20 protein-coding genes are annotated in these 16,544 nt (G+C 64.3%); 9 read left to right on the forward strand and 11 right to left on the reverse strand.

From position 1 onward, the window contains the following. Positions 1-113 precede the first annotated feature (113 nt). The 3 genes from FJV43_RS04820 to FJV43_RS37140 form a co-directional block, all read right to left on the reverse strand. Positions 114-1,106 carry a hypothetical protein gene (locus FJV43_RS04820; RefSeq protein ID WP_239625018.1) on the reverse strand — a complete coding sequence of 331 codons (993 nt, stop codon included), beginning with the start codon at positions 1,104-1,106 and terminating at the stop codon, positions 114-116. A 105-nt stretch (positions 1,107-1,211) separates the two neighbouring features. Continuing rightward, a complete protein-coding gene (recA, locus tag FJV43_RS04825) occupies positions 1,212-2,300 on the reverse strand; it encodes a recombinase RecA (protein WP_061882979.1) in 1,089 nt (362 codons plus the stop codon). Between the two features lie 339 nt (positions 2,301-2,639). Beyond that, on the reverse strand, positions 2,640-2,771 hold the full coding sequence (locus FJV43_RS37140; RefSeq protein WP_256456923.1) for a hypothetical protein: 132 nt from the start codon (positions 2,769-2,771) through the stop codon (positions 2,640-2,642). A 180-nt stretch (positions 2,772-2,951) separates the two neighbouring features. Here FJV43_RS37140 and FJV43_RS04830 point away from each other — a divergent pair, with 180 nt between their 5' ends. Continuing rightward, a complete protein-coding gene (locus FJV43_RS04830; RefSeq protein WP_239625020.1) occupies positions 2,952-3,926 on the forward strand; it encodes a transporter in 975 nt (324 codons plus the stop codon). A 162-nt stretch (positions 3,927-4,088) separates the two neighbouring features. Here FJV43_RS04830 and FJV43_RS04835 read toward each other — a convergent pair whose 3' ends face one another. Further along, positions 4,089-5,189 (reverse strand): choloylglycine hydrolase family protein, encoded by a 1,101-nt coding sequence (locus FJV43_RS04835; protein ID WP_239625022.1) that lies wholly within the window; start codon positions 5,187-5,189, stop codon positions 4,089-4,091. An 861-nt stretch (positions 5,190-6,050) separates the two neighbouring features. Between FJV43_RS04835 and FJV43_RS04840 the strand changes: the two genes are divergently transcribed. The 3 genes from FJV43_RS04840 to FJV43_RS04850 all read left to right on the forward strand — a co-directional run bounded on the left by FJV43_RS04840 (position 6,051) and on the right by FJV43_RS04850 (position 7,109). Continuing rightward, entirely contained in the window at positions 6,051-6,389 is a 339-nt protein-coding gene (locus tag FJV43_RS04840; RefSeq protein ID WP_239625024.1) for a hypothetical protein, read from the forward strand. Positions 6,390-6,581: 192 nt separating this feature from the next. Further along, positions 6,582-6,782, forward strand: coding sequence for a hypothetical protein (locus tag FJV43_RS04845; protein ID WP_061882986.1), 201 nt, complete (start codon positions 6,582-6,584; stop codon positions 6,780-6,782). 156 nt (positions 6,783-6,938) lie between these two features. After that, the gene (locus FJV43_RS04850; RefSeq protein WP_239625026.1) at positions 6,939-7,109 is read left to right on the forward strand and encodes a hypothetical protein; all 171 of its coding nucleotides are present in this window, start codon (positions 6,939-6,941) and stop codon (positions 7,107-7,109) included. A 564-nt stretch (positions 7,110-7,673) separates the two neighbouring features. Here the strand turns inward: FJV43_RS04850 and FJV43_RS04855 are convergent. After that, positions 7,674-7,931, reverse strand: coding sequence for a DUF2798 domain-containing protein (locus FJV43_RS04855; RefSeq protein WP_239625028.1), 258 nt, complete (start codon positions 7,929-7,931; stop codon positions 7,674-7,676). Positions 7,932-8,247: 316 nt separating this feature from the next. On the opposite strand from FJV43_RS04855, the gene FJV43_RS04860 reads away from it, so the two are divergent. Next, the gene (locus FJV43_RS04860) at positions 8,248-8,481 is read left to right on the forward strand and encodes a hypothetical protein (protein ID WP_061882989.1); all 234 of its coding nucleotides are present in this window, start codon (positions 8,248-8,250) and stop codon (positions 8,479-8,481) included. A 24-nt stretch (positions 8,482-8,505) separates the two neighbouring features. On the opposite strand, the gene FJV43_RS04865 is transcribed toward FJV43_RS04860, so the two are convergent. Then, positions 8,506-8,760, reverse strand: coding sequence for a hypothetical protein (locus FJV43_RS04865; protein ID WP_028181102.1), 255 nt, complete (start codon positions 8,758-8,760; stop codon positions 8,506-8,508). A gap of 107 nt (positions 8,761-8,867) precedes the next feature. Then, entirely contained in the window at positions 8,868-9,164 is a 297-nt protein-coding gene (locus FJV43_RS04870; RefSeq protein WP_239625030.1) for a hypothetical protein, read from the reverse strand. Positions 9,165-9,546: 382 nt separating this feature from the next. On the opposite strand from FJV43_RS04870, the gene FJV43_RS04875 reads away from it, so the two are divergent. Together FJV43_RS04875 and FJV43_RS04880 are read left to right on the forward strand one after the other, a co-directional pair. After that, entirely contained in the window at positions 9,547-10,011 is a 465-nt protein-coding gene (locus FJV43_RS04875) for a PaaI family thioesterase (RefSeq protein ID WP_028181100.1), read from the forward strand. A gap of 122 nt (positions 10,012-10,133) precedes the next feature. Then, positions 10,134-10,373 (forward strand): PilZ domain-containing protein, encoded by a 240-nt coding sequence (locus FJV43_RS04880; protein WP_061882991.1) that lies wholly within the window; start codon positions 10,134-10,136, stop codon positions 10,371-10,373. Positions 10,374-10,602: 229 nt separating this feature from the next. Here FJV43_RS04880 and FJV43_RS04885 read toward each other — a convergent pair whose 3' ends face one another. Beyond that, on the reverse strand, positions 10,603-10,827 hold the full coding sequence (locus tag FJV43_RS04885; protein WP_239625032.1) for a hypothetical protein: 225 nt from the start codon (positions 10,825-10,827) through the stop codon (positions 10,603-10,605). 152 nt (positions 10,828-10,979) lie between these two features. Between FJV43_RS04885 and FJV43_RS04890 the strand changes: the two genes are divergently transcribed. Together FJV43_RS04890 and FJV43_RS04895 are read left to right on the forward strand one after the other, a co-directional pair. Next, positions 10,980-11,384, forward strand: a complete 405-nt coding sequence (locus FJV43_RS04890) for a hypothetical protein (RefSeq protein ID WP_239625033.1) — start codon at positions 10,980-10,982, stop codon at positions 11,382-11,384. A gap of 104 nt (positions 11,385-11,488) precedes the next feature. Continuing rightward, positions 11,489-11,830, forward strand: a complete 342-nt coding sequence (locus FJV43_RS04895; RefSeq protein ID WP_239625035.1) for a hypothetical protein — start codon at positions 11,489-11,491, stop codon at positions 11,828-11,830. Between the two features lie 74 nt (positions 11,831-11,904). On the opposite strand, the gene FJV43_RS04900 is transcribed toward FJV43_RS04895, so the two are convergent. The 3 genes from FJV43_RS04900 to FJV43_RS04910 are packed head-to-tail and all read right to left on the reverse strand — an operon-like array spanning position 11,905 to position 16,485. Further along, positions 11,905-12,261, reverse strand: a complete 357-nt coding sequence (locus FJV43_RS04900; protein ID WP_239625037.1) for a carboxymuconolactone decarboxylase family protein — start codon at positions 12,259-12,261, stop codon at positions 11,905-11,907. Positions 12,262-12,271: 10 nt separating this feature from the next. Continuing rightward, on the reverse strand, positions 12,272-15,496 hold the full coding sequence (locus FJV43_RS04905; protein WP_239625039.1) for an efflux RND transporter permease subunit: 3,225 nt from the start codon (positions 15,494-15,496) through the stop codon (positions 12,272-12,274). Beyond that, the gene (locus FJV43_RS04910) at positions 15,493-16,485 is read right to left on the reverse strand and encodes an efflux RND transporter periplasmic adaptor subunit (RefSeq protein WP_239629315.1); all 993 of its coding nucleotides are present in this window, start codon (positions 16,483-16,485) and stop codon (positions 15,493-15,495) included. Before FJV43_RS04910 ends, FJV43_RS04905 begins: the two co-directional genes overlap by 4 nt. Positions 16,486-16,544: the final 59 nt, after the last annotated feature.

Consider the following 16,544-nt stretch of genomic DNA (forward strand, 5'->3'; position numbering starts at 1 on the left):
CGGTCGCGCGAAGCGCAGGCCGCCGGCGTAACCCACCACTTCAGCTTTCGCGGAGATAAACAGTGGTGGATTACGCCTTCGGCTAATCCACCCTACTACACCGAAATGCGCCGCTAGGGCGAGATCAACGACCGGCGCTCGCCATCCCAGCGCCAAAGCCGTTCACTGGTGAGACGCGTGCCGCCCCACCAGCGTTTGATCGGGTTGGGACCGCGAAAATCTTCCCGGCCGGCCAGGACCGCTTCGCCAAACTCCGTCAGCGACAGCCGGCTCCGGCGAAAGGCAGCATTGCGACTTCTCGCGTTGTCCGGATCGAGTGTCGCCAGCTTGCCGTCCAGACCCGCGATCGCTGGCGCCGGACCAAATGCGAGCCCTTCGAGCAGCGCGCCCAATTCCCACGGATCGAACACGCGTGTTGCCAGCGCGCCCAGCCGAAACAGCTCATCGGTGCGATTGTGTCCACCTGCAATCCGCTCGAGCAGCCGAGTCTCGGTCGCGCCCAGTCCCGTCGCCGGCGACGGCAGTTCTGCGAGCAGGTCTTCCATGGCCGGCTTCAGGAAAGACAGCTTGCCGAGCGGCCTGCCGAGCAGCCCGGCGCAAAGCTCGGGCGTCGGCGCGCGGTAAGCTTCCCAGGCCATGCTGGCGATCCCAAGATCGCTTTCCGTGATATCGACCTGCCGCACGTCACGGTGACGAAGCTCTGAGGGATCTGCTCCGCGCAGATCGAAATCGACGCGTCGCAATCTCAGCTTCTCCGTGATGGATGGTTCGGAACGCAAGTAATCGAGGAGCCAGATCAACTGCAATTGACTATTGGGTTCAGGATCGAACCACAGTTCGATGAGATCGACCCCGTAGGTTTCGCAGACCCAGAGCAACGCACCCGCCCGATCCTGGCGCCTGAGAAGGGGCGATTGACGGACGCCGACGCAATCCGACCAGTGCATCCCGTTAGACCACCACCTGGAGGCGAGATAGCTGTTGAGGTGGTCAGCCGTGGGAAGTGGCCCGGAAGCGAAGCGATAGATGAAGGGGACGACCATGTCGGCGCGATCGGCGTGGGCAAGACCGACGCCGGACGAGCTGGTCAAGATCACACGCTTCATCTCGACGCGTCCTTCCTCACGCCAAACGAAACGGGCACCGAAGACGTCGGCAACTCAACGTCCTCAGTGCCCGCTCCTCGCGAAAAACTTTTCGTTGGTCGAAGCTTACTCGTCCGCCGGCTCCTCGCCGTCGGCGTCGCGCTCCGGCGTGCCGGCCAGAATCTGCTCGGCGATCAGGCCGGAGTTCTGGCGGATCGCGGTCTCGATCTTGGCGGTGATGTCGGGGTTGGCCTTCAAGAACGCCTTCGAGTTCTCGCGGCCCTGACCGAGGCGCTGGCTGTCATAGGAGAACCAGGCGCCGGACTTCTCGACGATGCCGGCCTTGACGCCGAGATCGAGGATCTCGCCCATCTTGGAGACGCCCTCGCCGTACATGATGTCGAACTCGACCTGCTTGAACGGCGGCGCCAGCTTGTTCTTCACCACCTTGACGCGGGTGGTGTTGCCGACCACCTCGTCGCGCTCCTTGATCGCGCCGATGCGGCGGATGTCGAGGCGGACGGAGGCGTAGAATTTCAACGCATTGCCGCCGGTCGTCGTTTCCGGCGAGCCGTACATCACACCGATCTTCATGCGGATCTGGTTGATGAAGATCACCATGGTGTTGGACTTGTTGATGGAGGCCGTGAGCTTGCGCAGCGCCTGGCTCATCAGGCGGGCCTGCAGACCCGGCAGCGCATCGCCCATCTCGCCCTCGAGCTCGGCCTTCGGCACCAGCGCCGCGACCGAATCGATCACCATCACGTCGACCGCGCCCGAGCGCACCAGCGTGTCGCAGATTTCCAGCGCCTGCTCGCCGGTGTCCGGCTGCGAAATCAGGAGCTCGTCGATGTTGACCCCGAGCTTGCGGGCATAGACCGGGTCGAGCGCGTGCTCGGCGTCGATGAAGGCGCAGATGCCGCCCTTCTTCTGCGCTTCCGCCACCGTATGCAGCGCCAGCGTGGTTTTGCCCGAGGATTCCGGCCCGTAGATCTCGACGATACGTCCCTTGGGCAGGCCGCCGATACCGAGCGCGATGTCGAGCCCGAGCGAGCCGGAGGACACCGCCTCGATGTCCATGGACCGGTCGTTCTTGCCGAGCTTCATCACCGAGCCCTTGCCGAACTGGCGCTCGATCTGCGAGAGCGCGGCGGCCAGAGCTTTACTCTTGTCCATGGAAGATCCTTCGACGATACGCAAGGCAGTTGCGGACATTGGGTCGTGCTCCTTATGGCGAGGATTCGCGTGAGGGACAAACAATTGGCGAGGCAGCTCGGCGATAAAAGCAATGTACCCTATTTGTTCCAGGTTCGCAATATGTTCTTTTGCGGAAGATGCGGGTGCTGGCCTGTTTCCGACCGCAGTGGCCTGGTTTGATTTTGGGAGTGGCCCAGTTTGGACTTTTGGTGCTGGGAGGGCGGGAGAAACCCGTCTGCGCATTTTACGGCGCCCCAGCTGATCGCCTCGCCAAGTCAAACTCTCCCGGCTTGGCTAAGGCCGCCCGCGTTCTAGTGCCAGCTGGATCGAAGTTCAAACTGGCAGAGTAAGGCCACCTCAGTTGGCGGCCTCTTCGTTTTTTCGTCTTTGTTCAAAAGGGACCTCCATCGCGTTTACTGTCCCGAGCGCCTCGTCTTCATCGATGAGACCTGTCATCGCCCGGTCGCAGTCATGGAGCTTCGCAGTCATGGAGCTGCGGTCGTTATGCTCGCCGGAGAGGCCAGCCCCTCGCATCTATGAGTGCACAGTCTCACACTCTCCTGCTTCACGCGGTCGGGAACACGCTATCGTGGCGATGATTCGGATGGCTGATCCGCGCGTGAAGAGGGGTGGGGGTTTATGCTTAAGGGGCGAGCCCGGTGGCATCGCATGATGTCACGGGCGGTGCGTGCGGGCTTTGTGCTCGGCGCGATGGTGTCGTGCGGCCTGGCTGGACAGGAGGCGGTCGCGGCCGAGAACGGGGCGGGTTTCTATCTGCTCGGCGGACGCGGGCCGATGGCGGGCTATCTGGCCTCGCCCGGGGTCTATTTCGAGAGCGACACCTATGTCTACGACGCGTCACTCGATGCGAAGAAATTGCTGCCGGCGGGCGGGCGGATCGTCGCGGATGTCCGCAGTCAGGTGCGGGCCGATTTCCTGAGTGGGACCTGGGTGACGCCCTGGCAGTTTCTCGGCGGCAATCTCGCCGTCGGCGCCACCATGCCTGTCGGCTATGTCCGCGTCTCGGCAGGCGTCGAATACGACGCGCCCGCGACGAAACAGGTCATCAACCAGGCGCTGCGCGACAGTGCGACGGTCGTCGGCGACCCCGTGGTCTCTGCGATGCTCGGCTGGCATTCGGGCAAATTCCACTGGACCACGGGCGTCATGGTCAACATGCCGGTCGGGGACTATCGCGACGGGGAGCTCGCCAATCTGGCCTTCCACCGCTGGGCGAGCGATCTGTCCGGCGCCCTGACCTGGTTTGATCCCGACACCGGGATCGATCTGTCCACCGCGGTCGGCATGACCTTCAACGGCACCAACAACGCGACCGACTACCGGACCGGCACCGAATTCCACGTCGAGTGGGCGGCCTCGAAGGCGCTGACCAGCGCGCTCTCGGCCGGCGTCATCGGCTATCACTACCAGCAGCTCACGGGCGACAGCGGCGCCGGCGCCACGCTTGGCGCCTTCAAGGGGCGCGTGACGGCGCTCGGCGGCACGATCGCTTATAATTTCGAGGCGGGGACGACGCCTGTCTCGGCGCGGATCAAGGTGCTGCGCGAGTTCGAGGCCGAGAATCGCGCCTGCGGGACCGTGGGTTTGCTCACCGTGGCGCTGCCCCTCACTGCGGCACGCTAAAGCATGATCCGGAAAAGTGCGAAGCGGTTTTCCGGAAAGATCATGCGTAAGCAACAACCTAAAGCGCGATGACGTTTCATCCAAATCTCATCGCGCTTTAGCCATGAAAAGGGGCCGCGCCATCGCGCGGCCCTCGCTGTTCGGGACGAACGGCCGTCGTCCTCAGGACTTGTTGAACTCGAGCGGCGGCGGCGTCAGGTTGAGCTTGAAGGGTGCGACCTGCAGACCCTTGGCGTCGAGGTCGAAGCTCATCAGATCGACGGTCCGGAGCACCTGATCCCTGTAGCCCTTGATGTAGTACTTCTTCGCACGCAGATCGGCGATCGAGGTCCATTGCGTGTATTCGAGCTCGCCGCCCTTCGCCGCGGAGTCGATGAAGCCGATCGGAATGTCGAAATTGTTCATGATGTGCTCGACGAGGCGCACCGTCTGCGGGCCGTCGGCAACCTGCTTGGCCGAAGCGGCGTAGCCCAGCGCCCGGATGAAGCGCGAGGGCGGCGTTGGATCGCCGGGAATGCCAAGCAGGCCCGAGCCCTGGCCGAAGGGTTCGAAGCTCTTGCTTCCGATCTTGAGCGCGGCAGCGCCGACCGGCGAGATCCTGACGTAGTTGCGGACATTGGTGAGATGCCAGTCGAAGGTCGGCGAGTTGGTGAGGACACCGAGCGGGTTGTCATAGACCTTGAACTTGCCGTCGATCGGCTCGATCACGATCGAGGCGCCGGTGGCGTCATGGATCGGGAAATGGAAAGGCAGGGTGAAATTCACCATCGGCGCGGGCAGGTCGACGATCACCGCCTTGTCGAGCGCCGCCTCGACCTCCGCGACTGTCGCGAAGTTCGAGAGGACCCAGGTCAGGAACTCCCAGGGCGCGAGCGCCGTGCTCGGATCGGCCTTGTCGACAGGTGTGTAGCCGGCAAAGCCGGGGAAATAGAGTGCGCCGCCAGCGAGGCCTTTCTCATTCATGCCGTCCGAGACGAAGGGCTGGCCGAAGCTCATGACGCCGACGAAGCCGTAGCGGCTGCTCCATTTCGGGGCCGCCATCTTGGCCGGACGCGTGCCGATGAATTCATGGTTGCGCGGTACGACGACGACGTCGGACTGGGTCTCCAGCGCGTACTCCAGGGTGCGGCCATAAACGGGCGTGCCGTCGGCCGCCAGCAGCAGAATGTTGGTGCAGGCCTGCGCCGGCGCTGCCGCCGCCATCGTGCCCGCCAAGACAGCGGCAATGCCCCGCCTGACAAATCCCCGGCCCCACTTGATCATGCCTCTGTCTCCTTTGTTGAAGCGGGTCTTGATAGGTGGACGGAGCCGCAACAATCGTGAACATGCGCGGCCTCTCATCGCGTTCTGCGCCGAAAAGGAGCGCTGCGGTGAATCGGAGCTTAATTGCCCGACTCGGCAGCTCTCCTGGTTCGGAATCATCCCGGTGCCGCTCGCGCTGGCGCCAGTCGTCGCGACCTCGCCGATCCTGCTCCATATCGGCCTGGACCGGCTGGCTCAGGCGAAGCTCGTTCCCGCAGATGCGCTGGATGCGTCGACGAAGCGAGCGATGCCTGGTGAACTGGACAAGGTTGCAGATCAGGCTCGCGCCAAGCGCGAGGGGTTCAGAGGCTTCGTTCGAAAGCATGCGAGCCGCTCGCTCACGCCAAAGGCGCCAAGTGCGAGCGCGACTGCGGCTCGCTTGAGCCACGCTAGGCAGCTGGATAGCGGGAACATCAGGCTCCGATGCGCCGCTAAGATCAAACGGCAGACGCTGAAAAAAAAGAGGCCGCCTCAGTTGGCGGCCTTTTTCGACTCACAGGATCGACGTCAGATATTCCAGTTCCGTACGGTGGCGCACCTGCGACTCATTCACCTGCAGCGGGCGTCAAACGCGAAGGGCCGCTGCTCTGGGACAACGGCCCCTCATGCGTCCGGGTTTCAATGATTCCGAAATGAAATGGCTTAGCCAGCCCCGGACTTCCATTTTTTCCCGGTTGACAAATCCTTGCCACAACAAATGTGAATCGGACCCCGTATTTTTTTCCGGGTTCATACGGGGACACCACATTCCAGAATCGACTCGCCAATCCAGCGCTCGCGTAGCAGCATGGTACCTGCAAGGTGCGGTAAGGGAGTGGCTCCATGGAAAGATTCATCGCCTCTGCAAACGTGGACCACTACCTGGACCTGCTGAAGATCCCGGACATCTCGACGCATGCGCGGTCAACGATCACAAAGCTGCTGATCGAGGAAGAAGACAAGCTTGGCCGGGACTGCGCTCAACTCGAGTTCGTCGAAAGCAAGGCTGCAACATGCCGTGCGCGCGCCGACCGGCAAAGGCGATTGATGGATTCATTCGCCCCTGGTTCGGACGATTGGGTGCAGGCCGAAAGGCTTCTCGTCAATTTCGAATCGCTTGCCCAGTTCGTCGAGAGCTTCTGTCATCAGATGCGCCGCAGAGTGAATGATCATCTCCTTTGAGAACACCCGGGATTGCATTGACGGAGTTCCGAGATTCATTTCGGCATCCCAATTCGCCTTGTGCGCACAACTGAACAGACGCGGATCCGTTTATGGATCCAAAATGGATCATCACCGCGCGGATCCCGGGCACTATCGGTGACGAGGACGCCGATCGCGCTCCCGCCTTCCTCGCATGGATATGAGAACGCCATGTTCAAGCGGCGACGTTTCAAGCAACAACTGACCCTCCAGGACCGGCTTTCCGCATGGGTGAAGCAGGTCCAGCAGCAGGCCTCCAGGCTCCCACCGGGTGCCGAGCGAGACGCCCTCCTCAAGAAGGCCCGCCAGGCCGACGTCGCCAATCATCTGCACGACTGGGTCAAATCGCCCGGGCTTCAGCCACCGAAATAGCCGGCAATCGGTGTTGCCCTTCGGGAGCGAAGGCTGCCGCGCATCCACGGCGCGCGGCCGGTGCGCCGTCATGTTTCCGCAATCTTGGCGCACCGAACCTTTTCGCGGTCTCAGGCCTTCTTTGGGGATGGGACCGCAACTCCGGGGACCTCAGTCATGACGGACAACGACACGCAGCACGATGCGATCAGACGCAATCCCCTGCTGGAGGCAGCGCAGAAGGAGATGGTGAAGTTCGAGCGCAAGGAAAACGAGTTCCGCAGGAAGGACCGTGAAGAGCGCGCCGCCGAGCTCCGCCTGCCCTTGAACGAGATCAGGATCCACTAAGGCCCGCCGGAACGGGCATGGGCCGAGGACCGTACTCCATGCGGGCAGCAGGCGCCGGTCCGTCGGCCGGCGACCGCCTGCCGATCCCGCTCCGGCATCGCGCGTCGCGGATGCGTGGCCTGTGCAGGCACTACGCGCCGGCTAAAGGTATCTAAATACTGTCGCTAAGCTATTGGCGTGTCGATGAAATTTCCAGGCACCCTACTGTGCATGGGGTTGTTTTCCAGCTTTTGAAAGTCGAGGCGTGCCTGGTGCCATCCACCGGATGGGCACGGCCGCCGTCACCCGGCACGCAAACCCGCCTACAGCACCGCCAGCAGCACCAGGCCAATCACCAGCACTACGAAGCCAGCCGCCGTCGCGGCGGCAAATGACCGCTCTACGTTATCCATGATGCCACCCCGTTGTCGGCGGGCCACGTTTCCCCCATGGCCGCGCCGAACGGATAAAATCTTGCCGACGGGTGTGTCGGCAGTGGTGCGAACGGATGTCGAAATTGGGACGGGTGCGCGGTCAGTCTGCGGCCGTTCGCGCGACTTTCACGTGCTGACCCTACAGGCTTTCTTAAGCCTGCCGGCTGGCGCGCGGGTCCCTCTCCTCCCGGGTCAGGCGAAGCGAGAAGGCGCGGATCGCAGGCGCCGCCAGCAGCACGATGGGCAGCATCGCAGCCCATGCGATCAGCCACGACACCATCCAGTGCCGAACGAAGATCATCGGGCTGCCCGCGGGCAAGCTGGCGATTCCCGCCGCGACCAGCGAGGTCAGTCCGGACTGGATGATCCCGAAGACGAAATGGGAATAGCGGCGGGGAATGCCGAGCATGAGGTATTCCTGGGTGCTTGCCTCATCAGGCAAGCAAGGCACATGCCGTCACCCGGCCGGAATCTGGAAGCCTCGGCGGGAACCAGCGTGCAGCCACGCCTTGACCGGCGCCCGGTGCAACCTGAACGGAGTTCAGGAACTCTGTTCATGGTCGGAGAACCACGGAGTGCGCGAGCGCCCTTTCACGCGCCGCAGCCCGCCGACGGTTCCGTGTAGTCCGTAGCCGCCCGGGATTGATCCGACGGTGGTTTGGGATTGGACTGCGCGCGCCCGGGGCCTTGGGGGCGAGGCTCCATGCGCGCGATCGGTGCCTGCCATGCCGCTCTATTTCTTTCGAATCCGCAACGGCCGCTATTCCGGCTGCGCCGACCAGGCGACGGAATTTGCCAATCGCGATGCGGCGTGGAAGGAGATGACCAGCGTCTGCGCCGACATGACCGCCGGCATTGCCCGCAAGCTCCAGGAAAATTCCGAATGGCAGATGGAGCTGCTGGACGAGGCCAAGGAGCCGGTGTTCCGGATCCGCATCGTTGCCGAAACCCTCGACTAGCAAGGCCTTTGGGATCAGGCCGCGTCAGTCCGCGCTGGGCAGCCGCCGCATGGTGAACTCGATGTCGCCGCCGGGCAGCTCGCGCCAGGTCTCGACTGCACTCATGTAGCCCGCCTTGGGGTAGCGGGCGAAGAAGGCCTGCGCCCTTTCCCGCGCCGCCGCGCGCGGCAGCGTGAAGGTCTCGCGCAGATAGCCGTCGCCGGCCGCCTGGCCCGGCTTGCCGGCCATCTTGCGCCGGCGCGCCATCCGCTCGGCGAGATCCCGCGGACGATCGGCCATGTCCTGCCCTCCTCTACGCGCTCCGCTCTCAGCCAAATGTAGGGCGCGGCCCGGATCAAGAGGAGTCCTGTCCGAAGGCGTCGTGTCGCCCCCGAACGGGGCTGCGGTCAGTTGGCGGCGGTGCCGCTCTTGGTCTTCTTCGGAGTACCGGTTACGGCCGATGCCTTCGATCCCGCCGGCTGCTTCGGCGGATCGGCGCGCATGCCGCCCCAGGGATCGTTGGACGCCTTGGAATCCGGGATCTTCTTCAGCGTTTCCTTGTAGGCCTTGTCGCGCTCGGCTTCGGCGGCCTTCTCCTCCGGGGTCTTGCTCGGGGCATCCTGCAGCAAATTGAGATTGGGCATTTGCGCGTAGGCAGGTCCCGCCAGCACGGCCAGCACCGCGGCCAAACGGAAAAGCTTCATCATCGACTCCTTGATCATCCATGGCGCGCGGATCGCCCGCGCCGTGTCATCCTTGTCTCAGCCCGGTCGCAACCTGAGGCCGCTCAAGGCCGCGTGGGCCCGCTAGAGCCGATCCGATCTGCACGATTTGGGGGCATGCAGCCAGTCGTCCCAGATCGGACCGCATTTGGTGCACCCGCTCAGCGCAAGACCGAGCGCGACCATGCCAAAGACGAGGACACACCGACGCAACATCATCCACCCGTACCCAAGCAGGGCATCATACCGGTCCAAGTCAGGCAATTTCAAGCCGACGGGACCGGCGCGAGACCGGGTGACTTTGCCGCGCCGATGCGCGCACAATGAGGCGAAACATCCGGCAACACAGGAGAGTGCGACAGCAATGCAAATGCAGCCAGAAGCCGAGTTCGGCCTCGCCGACGCCCGCCGCATCCTGGGCGAGGTTTTTGCGCCCTGGGTCCAGGATCTCAACCTCGCGGTCGAGCGCATCGAGCACGCGCAGCCGGCAGACGTCCCGGACTGGCAGCCGGGCGCGCTGCTGCGCATGCCGTTTTCGGAGCGGCTGTGCCGGAACGGCGGCGTGGTCTGCGGCCAGGCCCTGATGGCGCTTGCCGACACCGCCATGGTGATCGCGATCCTCGCGGCCAACCGCGGCTACCGCCCCATGACAACGGTCGACCAGACCACGCATTTCATGCGCGCGGTCTCCTCAATGGACGTGCTGGCGGATGCGCGCGTGGTGCGGCTCGGGCGCACCATGAGCTTCGGCCGCGTCACGCTGCTCTCCGCCGCCGATAGCAAGCCGGTCGCGATGGTGTCGAGCGCGTTCGCGATGCTGCCGGGGTGAACGCTCTCCGCTTCAACGTCGTAAACAAAATCTGAAACGCTGTGCAAGTAGCGCCAGTATTGAGTTTAGTTCAATGTAATTTCCATGCACTAATTCACAATCATCAGCAGGACCTGACGCGGATGATCGAGAAGCGCGCATCGCAACGTCACCGTGTTTTCAAAGGTGGAACGATCACCTTCGAAAACGGCGGCATCGCTTGCACGGTGCGAAACATGTCGGCTGGCGGCGCGGCGATCGATCTGGACGCCCCCGTCATGCTGCCGCAATCGTTCGAGCTCTCGATCGCGCGCGACCGTTTCGCACGGCATTGTCGCACGGTCTGGCGCAGCGACAAGCGCGTCGGCCTCGCCTTCGTGTAGTCGTGCACACGGCGTGAATGACCGTTCGCATCGTACGCGCGACGCCGATCCATGTTCGCCCGATACGACGACCACGCCATCGCAGGCGATGCAGCAAGACGTCGTCCGCCGGGGCGATCGATCATGCGCGACCACAACGACGGCGCATCGCGGCTTGGCTGCACCACAAACAATGCGAGTGCGAGCCCGGCCGAAATCAAACCGGCAGGTCCGCAGGATCAGCGTCACTTCATTTCGGCTTCTTGGCAGGTTCGCTCGGGCGGGCGCCGCCCCACGGGTCGTACTTGTCCTTGGGCTCGGGAATGCGCTCGAGCGCGGCCTTGTAGGCCTTCTCGTCGACCTTGGGCGTGTTGTCCGCCGGCTTGGCTCCATCGTTGGGCTGGCGACGGCCCTGCGCCAGCGCCGAGGCAGCCGTCAGTGCCAAGACCGCCGCCGCTATGACCAAAATCCTCATCGGTGCAATCCCCCTCGTGTGGGGTACAAACTAGCCGGCTATCGGGGAATAGCAAACGCCCACGGTTCGGCGCCTTCAGCAAGTTTTGATTGGCGCGGACTTCGTCGGATCGCATTCGTGCCTATTTGTCGGTCCGCAGGGGACCTTCACGGATGTTGCGGATTATTTCTCATGCAGCGCTGCTCGGTGGCGCGCTTGGTCTCGGTGCTTGCGGCTTTGCCGACAGCCGTGCACCGGTGCCGGAATTCATGCGCATGAAGGAGGCGGAGCAGCCGCCGCCCGAAGCGCCTCCCGACGTCAAGCGCTTGGTGCGCGAGCAGATCGACGTCGTCTTTCTCGCAACGTCCTATCCGCGCGAGGTGCACGTCGCCCCGCCCCGTCGCGAGGTGCGAGGACCGGGCTGGACGGCGTGCGTCCGCGCGCAGCTCACCTCCGCGACCGGCACGCCGCTCGGTGCCCAGACCTACATCGTGACGATATCAGGCGCACGCGTTGTCGACCGCCGACGCGCGGAAGAAGACGACATCTGCCGGACCGAGGCTTACGAACCGATCTAGGAACCCGCTCATGACGATGCGGTTCCGGGAAAAACCAGCACCGCGGCGGGGAACGATCGAGGCCTCCCCTTCTTGTTACCGCCGAGGGCAGCTCGGAGGAGGACATGATGAGGACGTTTACGATTTCGCTCTTGGCCGGCGTCGGTGCTTTGGCAGCCGCGTCGGGTGCGAAGGCTTCCGATATCTACACGACCAGCGAATACACCAATCCGGATCTCGTCCAGCAGGTGCGGCTCGTCTGCGACGACGCCGGCCGCTGCTATCGCACGCGCGGCGGTTCACGCGTGATCGTTCGCGATTCCTACGATTCCTACAACTACATGCCGCGCGACCGCTATTACGAGCGCCGGACCTATCATCGCCATTGGGACGACGGCCCGCGCGCCGGAGTCGGCATTCGTGCGCCCGGCGTGAGCGTCGGGGTCGGTGTCGACGACCGCTGGTAATCGATCAACGATGGGCGGGACCGGACGAGACTAGTCGCCCGGTCCCGTTCCTGTAATCGTATGGGGTGACGCCGCTATACGGCGGCCGATTGCTGCTGGAACTGCTCGAAGGCCGCGATCGCATCCGCGGCGTACATCAGCGACGGCCCGCCTCCCATGTAGACGGCCATGCCGAGCGTCTCCTCGATCTCCTGGCGCGTCGCACCGAGCTTGACCAGCGCCTCGGTGTGAAAGCCGATGCAGCCGTCGCAATGCGCGGCGACGCCGAGCGCCAGCGCGATCAATTCCTTGGTCTTCTTGTCCAGCGCGCCGTCGCGCGTGGCGGCCTGAGCGAGTAAGGCAAATCCCTTCATGGTGTCGGGAATGTCGCTCCGCAGCTTCTTCAGGTTGGCCGAGATGTTCCTCGTGATGTCGACGTAGTTCTTGTCCATCGGTTCCTCGCTAGCTGGATCTGGCTGTGGTCGGAGCCGCCTCGCGCGGCGCGCGCAAGGCGATGTAGATCGCGGGAATCACCAGCACGGTGAGCAGCGTTGACGAGGCGAGCCCGAACAGGAGCGAGATCGCCAATCCCTGGAAAATCGGATCGAGCAGGATGGTTGCGGCCCCGATCATGGCCGCGAGCGCGGTGAGCAGGATCGGCTTGAAGCGGACGGCGCCGGCCTCCAGCACCACGTCGCGCAGCGACTTGCCCTCGGCGCCGCTGTGCCGGATGAAGTCGACCAGCAGGATCGAATTGCGCACGATGATGCCGGCCAGCGCGATGAAGCCGATCATCGAGGTCGCGGTGAACGGCGCACCCAGCAGCCAGTGGCCGATCAGGATTCCGATCAGCGTCAGCGGGATCGGCGTCAGGATCACGAGCGGCAGACGGAAGCTCCTGAACTGGGCGACGACCAGCACGTAGATGCCGAGGATGGCTGCGCCGAAGGCCGCACCCATGTCGCGGAAGGTCACCCAGGTGATTTCCCATTCGCCGTCCCACAACAGCGTCGGACGCGACTCGTCCGACGGCTGGCCGTGCAGGCTGATCGCAGGCTTCGGCAGCTTGCCCCAGTCATGGGCATCGACGCGATCGGCGACGGCGAGCATGCCGTAGAGCGGCGCCTCGAAGCGCCCGGCAAGCTCGGCCATCACCATGTCGGCGAAACGGCCGTCGCGGCGGAAGATCGTCGGCGAGCCCTCCTCCACGGTCGCCTTCACGACCTGGCCGAGTTCGACCACCGTCTTGCTGCCGGGCAGTGTATTGGCCGGCACCGGCGTAGAGGCCAAGGCCTCGTCCCAGACCAGGTCGCGCTTTCCGAGATGCACCGCGATCTCGATCGGGTTGCGATCCTCGCCGCGATGCGAATAGCCGATCGAGGTGCCGCCGAACAGCGTCTGAATGGTGTCGTAGACGTCGCGCTGCTCGACGCCGAAGAATTCGAGCCGGTCCTGGTCGATCGAAAGCCGCAGCCGTGGCCGCTTCTCGCCGATGGAATCGTCGATGTCGACGATGAACGGCACGTCCGCGAAGATCTTCTTGAGCTCGGCCGTGACCGCCCGGCGCGTGGTCGCATCGGGACCGTAGACCTCGGCGAGCAACGTCGACAGCACCGGCGGGCCGGGCGGCACTTCGACCACCTTGATGCTGGTGCCCGCGGGCGGACCGAGCGCCTTCAGCTTCTCGCGCAGCTCGAGCGCGATATCGTGGCTCGCGCGCTTGCGCTCGCCGCGCGCAGTCAGGTTGATCTGCACCTCGCCGAACTCGGGCCTCTCCCGCAAGTAATAGTGCCGTACCAGGCCGTTGAAGTTGAAGGGAGCCGGCGTGCCGGCATAGGATTGCAGCGAGGTGACCTCCGGCAATTGCCGCGCAATCTCGGCCGCGCCGAACAGCGTGCGCTCGGTCGCCTCCAGGCTCGCCCCTTCCGGCAGGTCGACGAGAACGGCGATCTCGGACTTGTTGTCGAACGGCAGAAGCTTGACAGTCACCGACTTGGTCGCAAACAGCGTCATCGACAGCAGTGTCGCGACGCCGACGCCGACCAGGAATATCCAGGCCGACCGCTTGCTCCGCACGATCGGCGTGGCGAAGCGCCGGTAGAGCCGGCCGAGCCGGCCTTCATCGTGGGCCGCATGCGTGGGAGCAATGTCGCCCTTCGGCGCGAGCTTGAGCATCAGCCAGGGCGCCACCACCATCGCCACGAAGAACGAGAACAGCATGGCAGCCGACGCATTGGCCGGGATCGGCGCCATATAGGGGCCCATCAGGCCCGACACGAACAGCATCGGCAACAGCGCCGCGACCACAGTCAGCGTCGCGACGATGGTGGGGTTGCCGACCTCCGCCACCGCCTCGATGGTCGCCTGCAGGCGCGGCCGGCCGTCGCGCATGGCCCAGTGCCGCGCGATGTTCTCGACCACGACGATGGCGTCGTCGACGAGAATGCCGATCGAGAAGATCAGCGCGAACAGGCTGACGCGGTTGATGGTGTAGCCCATCAGATTGGCGGCGAACATCGTGAGCAGGATCGTCGTGGGAATCACGACGAAGGTCACCAGCGCCTCGCGCCAGCCGATCGCGATCGCGATCAGGACGACGATCGAGAGCGTTGCAAGCCCGAGATGGAACAGCAACTCGTTGGCCTTCTCGTTGGCGGTCTCGCCGTAGTCGCGCGTCACCGTCACCTGGACGTCTTCGGGAATCAGGCGCGACTTCAGTCCTTCGAGGCGTTCGGCGATGCTCTCGGACACGATGACCGCATTGGCGCCGGCCCGCTTGGCCAGCGCCAGGCTGACGGCGGGCGTGCGCGTCCACTGTCCGGCGCCGTCACGCGATTCGGTCCAGACCCGGTGCTCGACGGTGCTCGGGCCGACGATGACGGAGGCGACGTCCTTGACGTAGACCGGCCGGCCGTCGCGGCTCGTGATGAGCAATAGTCCGATATCGGGAATGCCGGACAGCGTCTGCCCCGCAGCGACGCTCCGCACGATGCCGGCATCGCGGACCTGCCCCGCCAGGAACGACCGGTTGGCGTCCTTGACCTTGGCCACGAGCTGCTGCAGCGTGATGCCGAACAGCGACAGTCTCTCCGGATCGGCCTCGACCCGGATCTGTTGCGCCGCGCCGCCGGATATGTAGGTCAGGCCGATATCGTCGACCTTCATTAGTTCCGCGCGCAGCTTGTCTGCGAGCTCGTAGAGGTCCTTGTCGGTCCAGCGGCTGGCAGCTTCCGGCTTCGGCGACAGCGTCAATACCGTGACCGCGACGTCATTGATGCCCCGGCCGACGATTAGCGGCTCGGGAATGCCGACGGGAATGCGGTCGAGATTGGCGCGGATCTTCTCGTGCACCCGCAGGATGGCATCCTCGGACTTGGTGCCGACCAGGAAACGCGCGGTGACCATCACGCGGTCGTCCTCGGTCTGGCTGTAGACGTGCTCGACGCCGTCGATGCCCTTGACGATCGATTCCAGCGGCTTGCTCACCAGCTCCACCGCGTCCGGCCCGCGCAGGCCGTCGGCATTGACACGGATGTCCACCATGGGAACGCTGATCTGCGGCTCCTCCTCGCGCGGGATCACCACGACGGCGATCAGCCCGACGACGAGCGCCGCGAGCAGGAACAGCGGCGTCAGCGGCGATGCGATGGTCGACTTGGTCAACCGTCCTGAGAGCCCGAGATTCACGGCCGCACCAATTGGTCGCCGGCTGAAATGCCGGACAGGATCTCGAGCCCGTCGGGGTGCGCCGGCGTCGGCAATTCGCGGCCACGCTGCACCGGTACGTCTATCGTGCCGCTGTCCTTCTGCAGCCGAACGTAGTCGATGCCGAACCGGCTCGTCACATAGCTCGAGGGGATGACGAAGGCCGGTCGCATGCCGCCGGAGATCCAGACCCGCAAGCGGTCGCCGACGAAATATTCGCCGAGGCCCTCGACGGTCGCATCCGCAATGACGCGCCCCTCCTCGATTTGAGGATAGACGAGGTCGATGACGCCCGACTTGGCGGCTTCTCCGACGAACTCCGCGCCGTCGATGCGAATCCTGTCGCCCGCCTTGAGCAAGCGCGCATGCCGCTCCGGCACGCGAAGCCGCAGCTTGAAGTTCTGTTGGGCGACGGTGACGATCGGATCGCCCGCGAGCACGACGGATCCTATTGTGATCAACCGCTTCAGCACGCGACCATCCGCCGGCGCGAGCACCTGACCCTGGTTGAGCTGCTCGTTGATCACCGCACGTTCGGCAGTCTTGGCACGCAGGCCGTTCTCGGCGACGTTCAGCGCGGTGCGCTGCTCGTCGAGCTTGATCCGGGGCAGGATACCGCGTTCGACCAGCCCTTCGGTCCGGCTGAAGTCGAGCTGCGCCTGGTTCGCCTGCGCCTGCAGCGCCTCGATCTGCGCGTCGAGCGATTTCATCTGCAACACGAGCTTTTCGTCGCCGATGGTCGCGATTGCCTGGCCGGCGGCGACGCGATCCCCTTCCCTGACCTTGAGCTGAACCACCGTGCCGCCGATGCGTCCGCGCGCCGGCACCACGCTGGTGCTCTCGACCGTGGCGAAGACGGCCTTTTCATCGGCGATCGATTGCCGCGCGACCACGAGCGTTTCGGCCGCCGTCGCCGGTGTTCCAGACGAGCCGATCGCCGCAAAGGCGGCCAGCAGGCCCAAATATCTCATCATACATCGCATGGAACTTATCCGTGTCATGATCAAAGCATCACCACGCCGCTGCGCAG

The sequence above is a fragment of the Bradyrhizobium sp. I71 genome (assembly GCF_022354745.1).
GTDB lineage: Bacteria > Pseudomonadota > Alphaproteobacteria > Rhizobiales > Xanthobacteraceae > Bradyrhizobium > Bradyrhizobium liaoningense.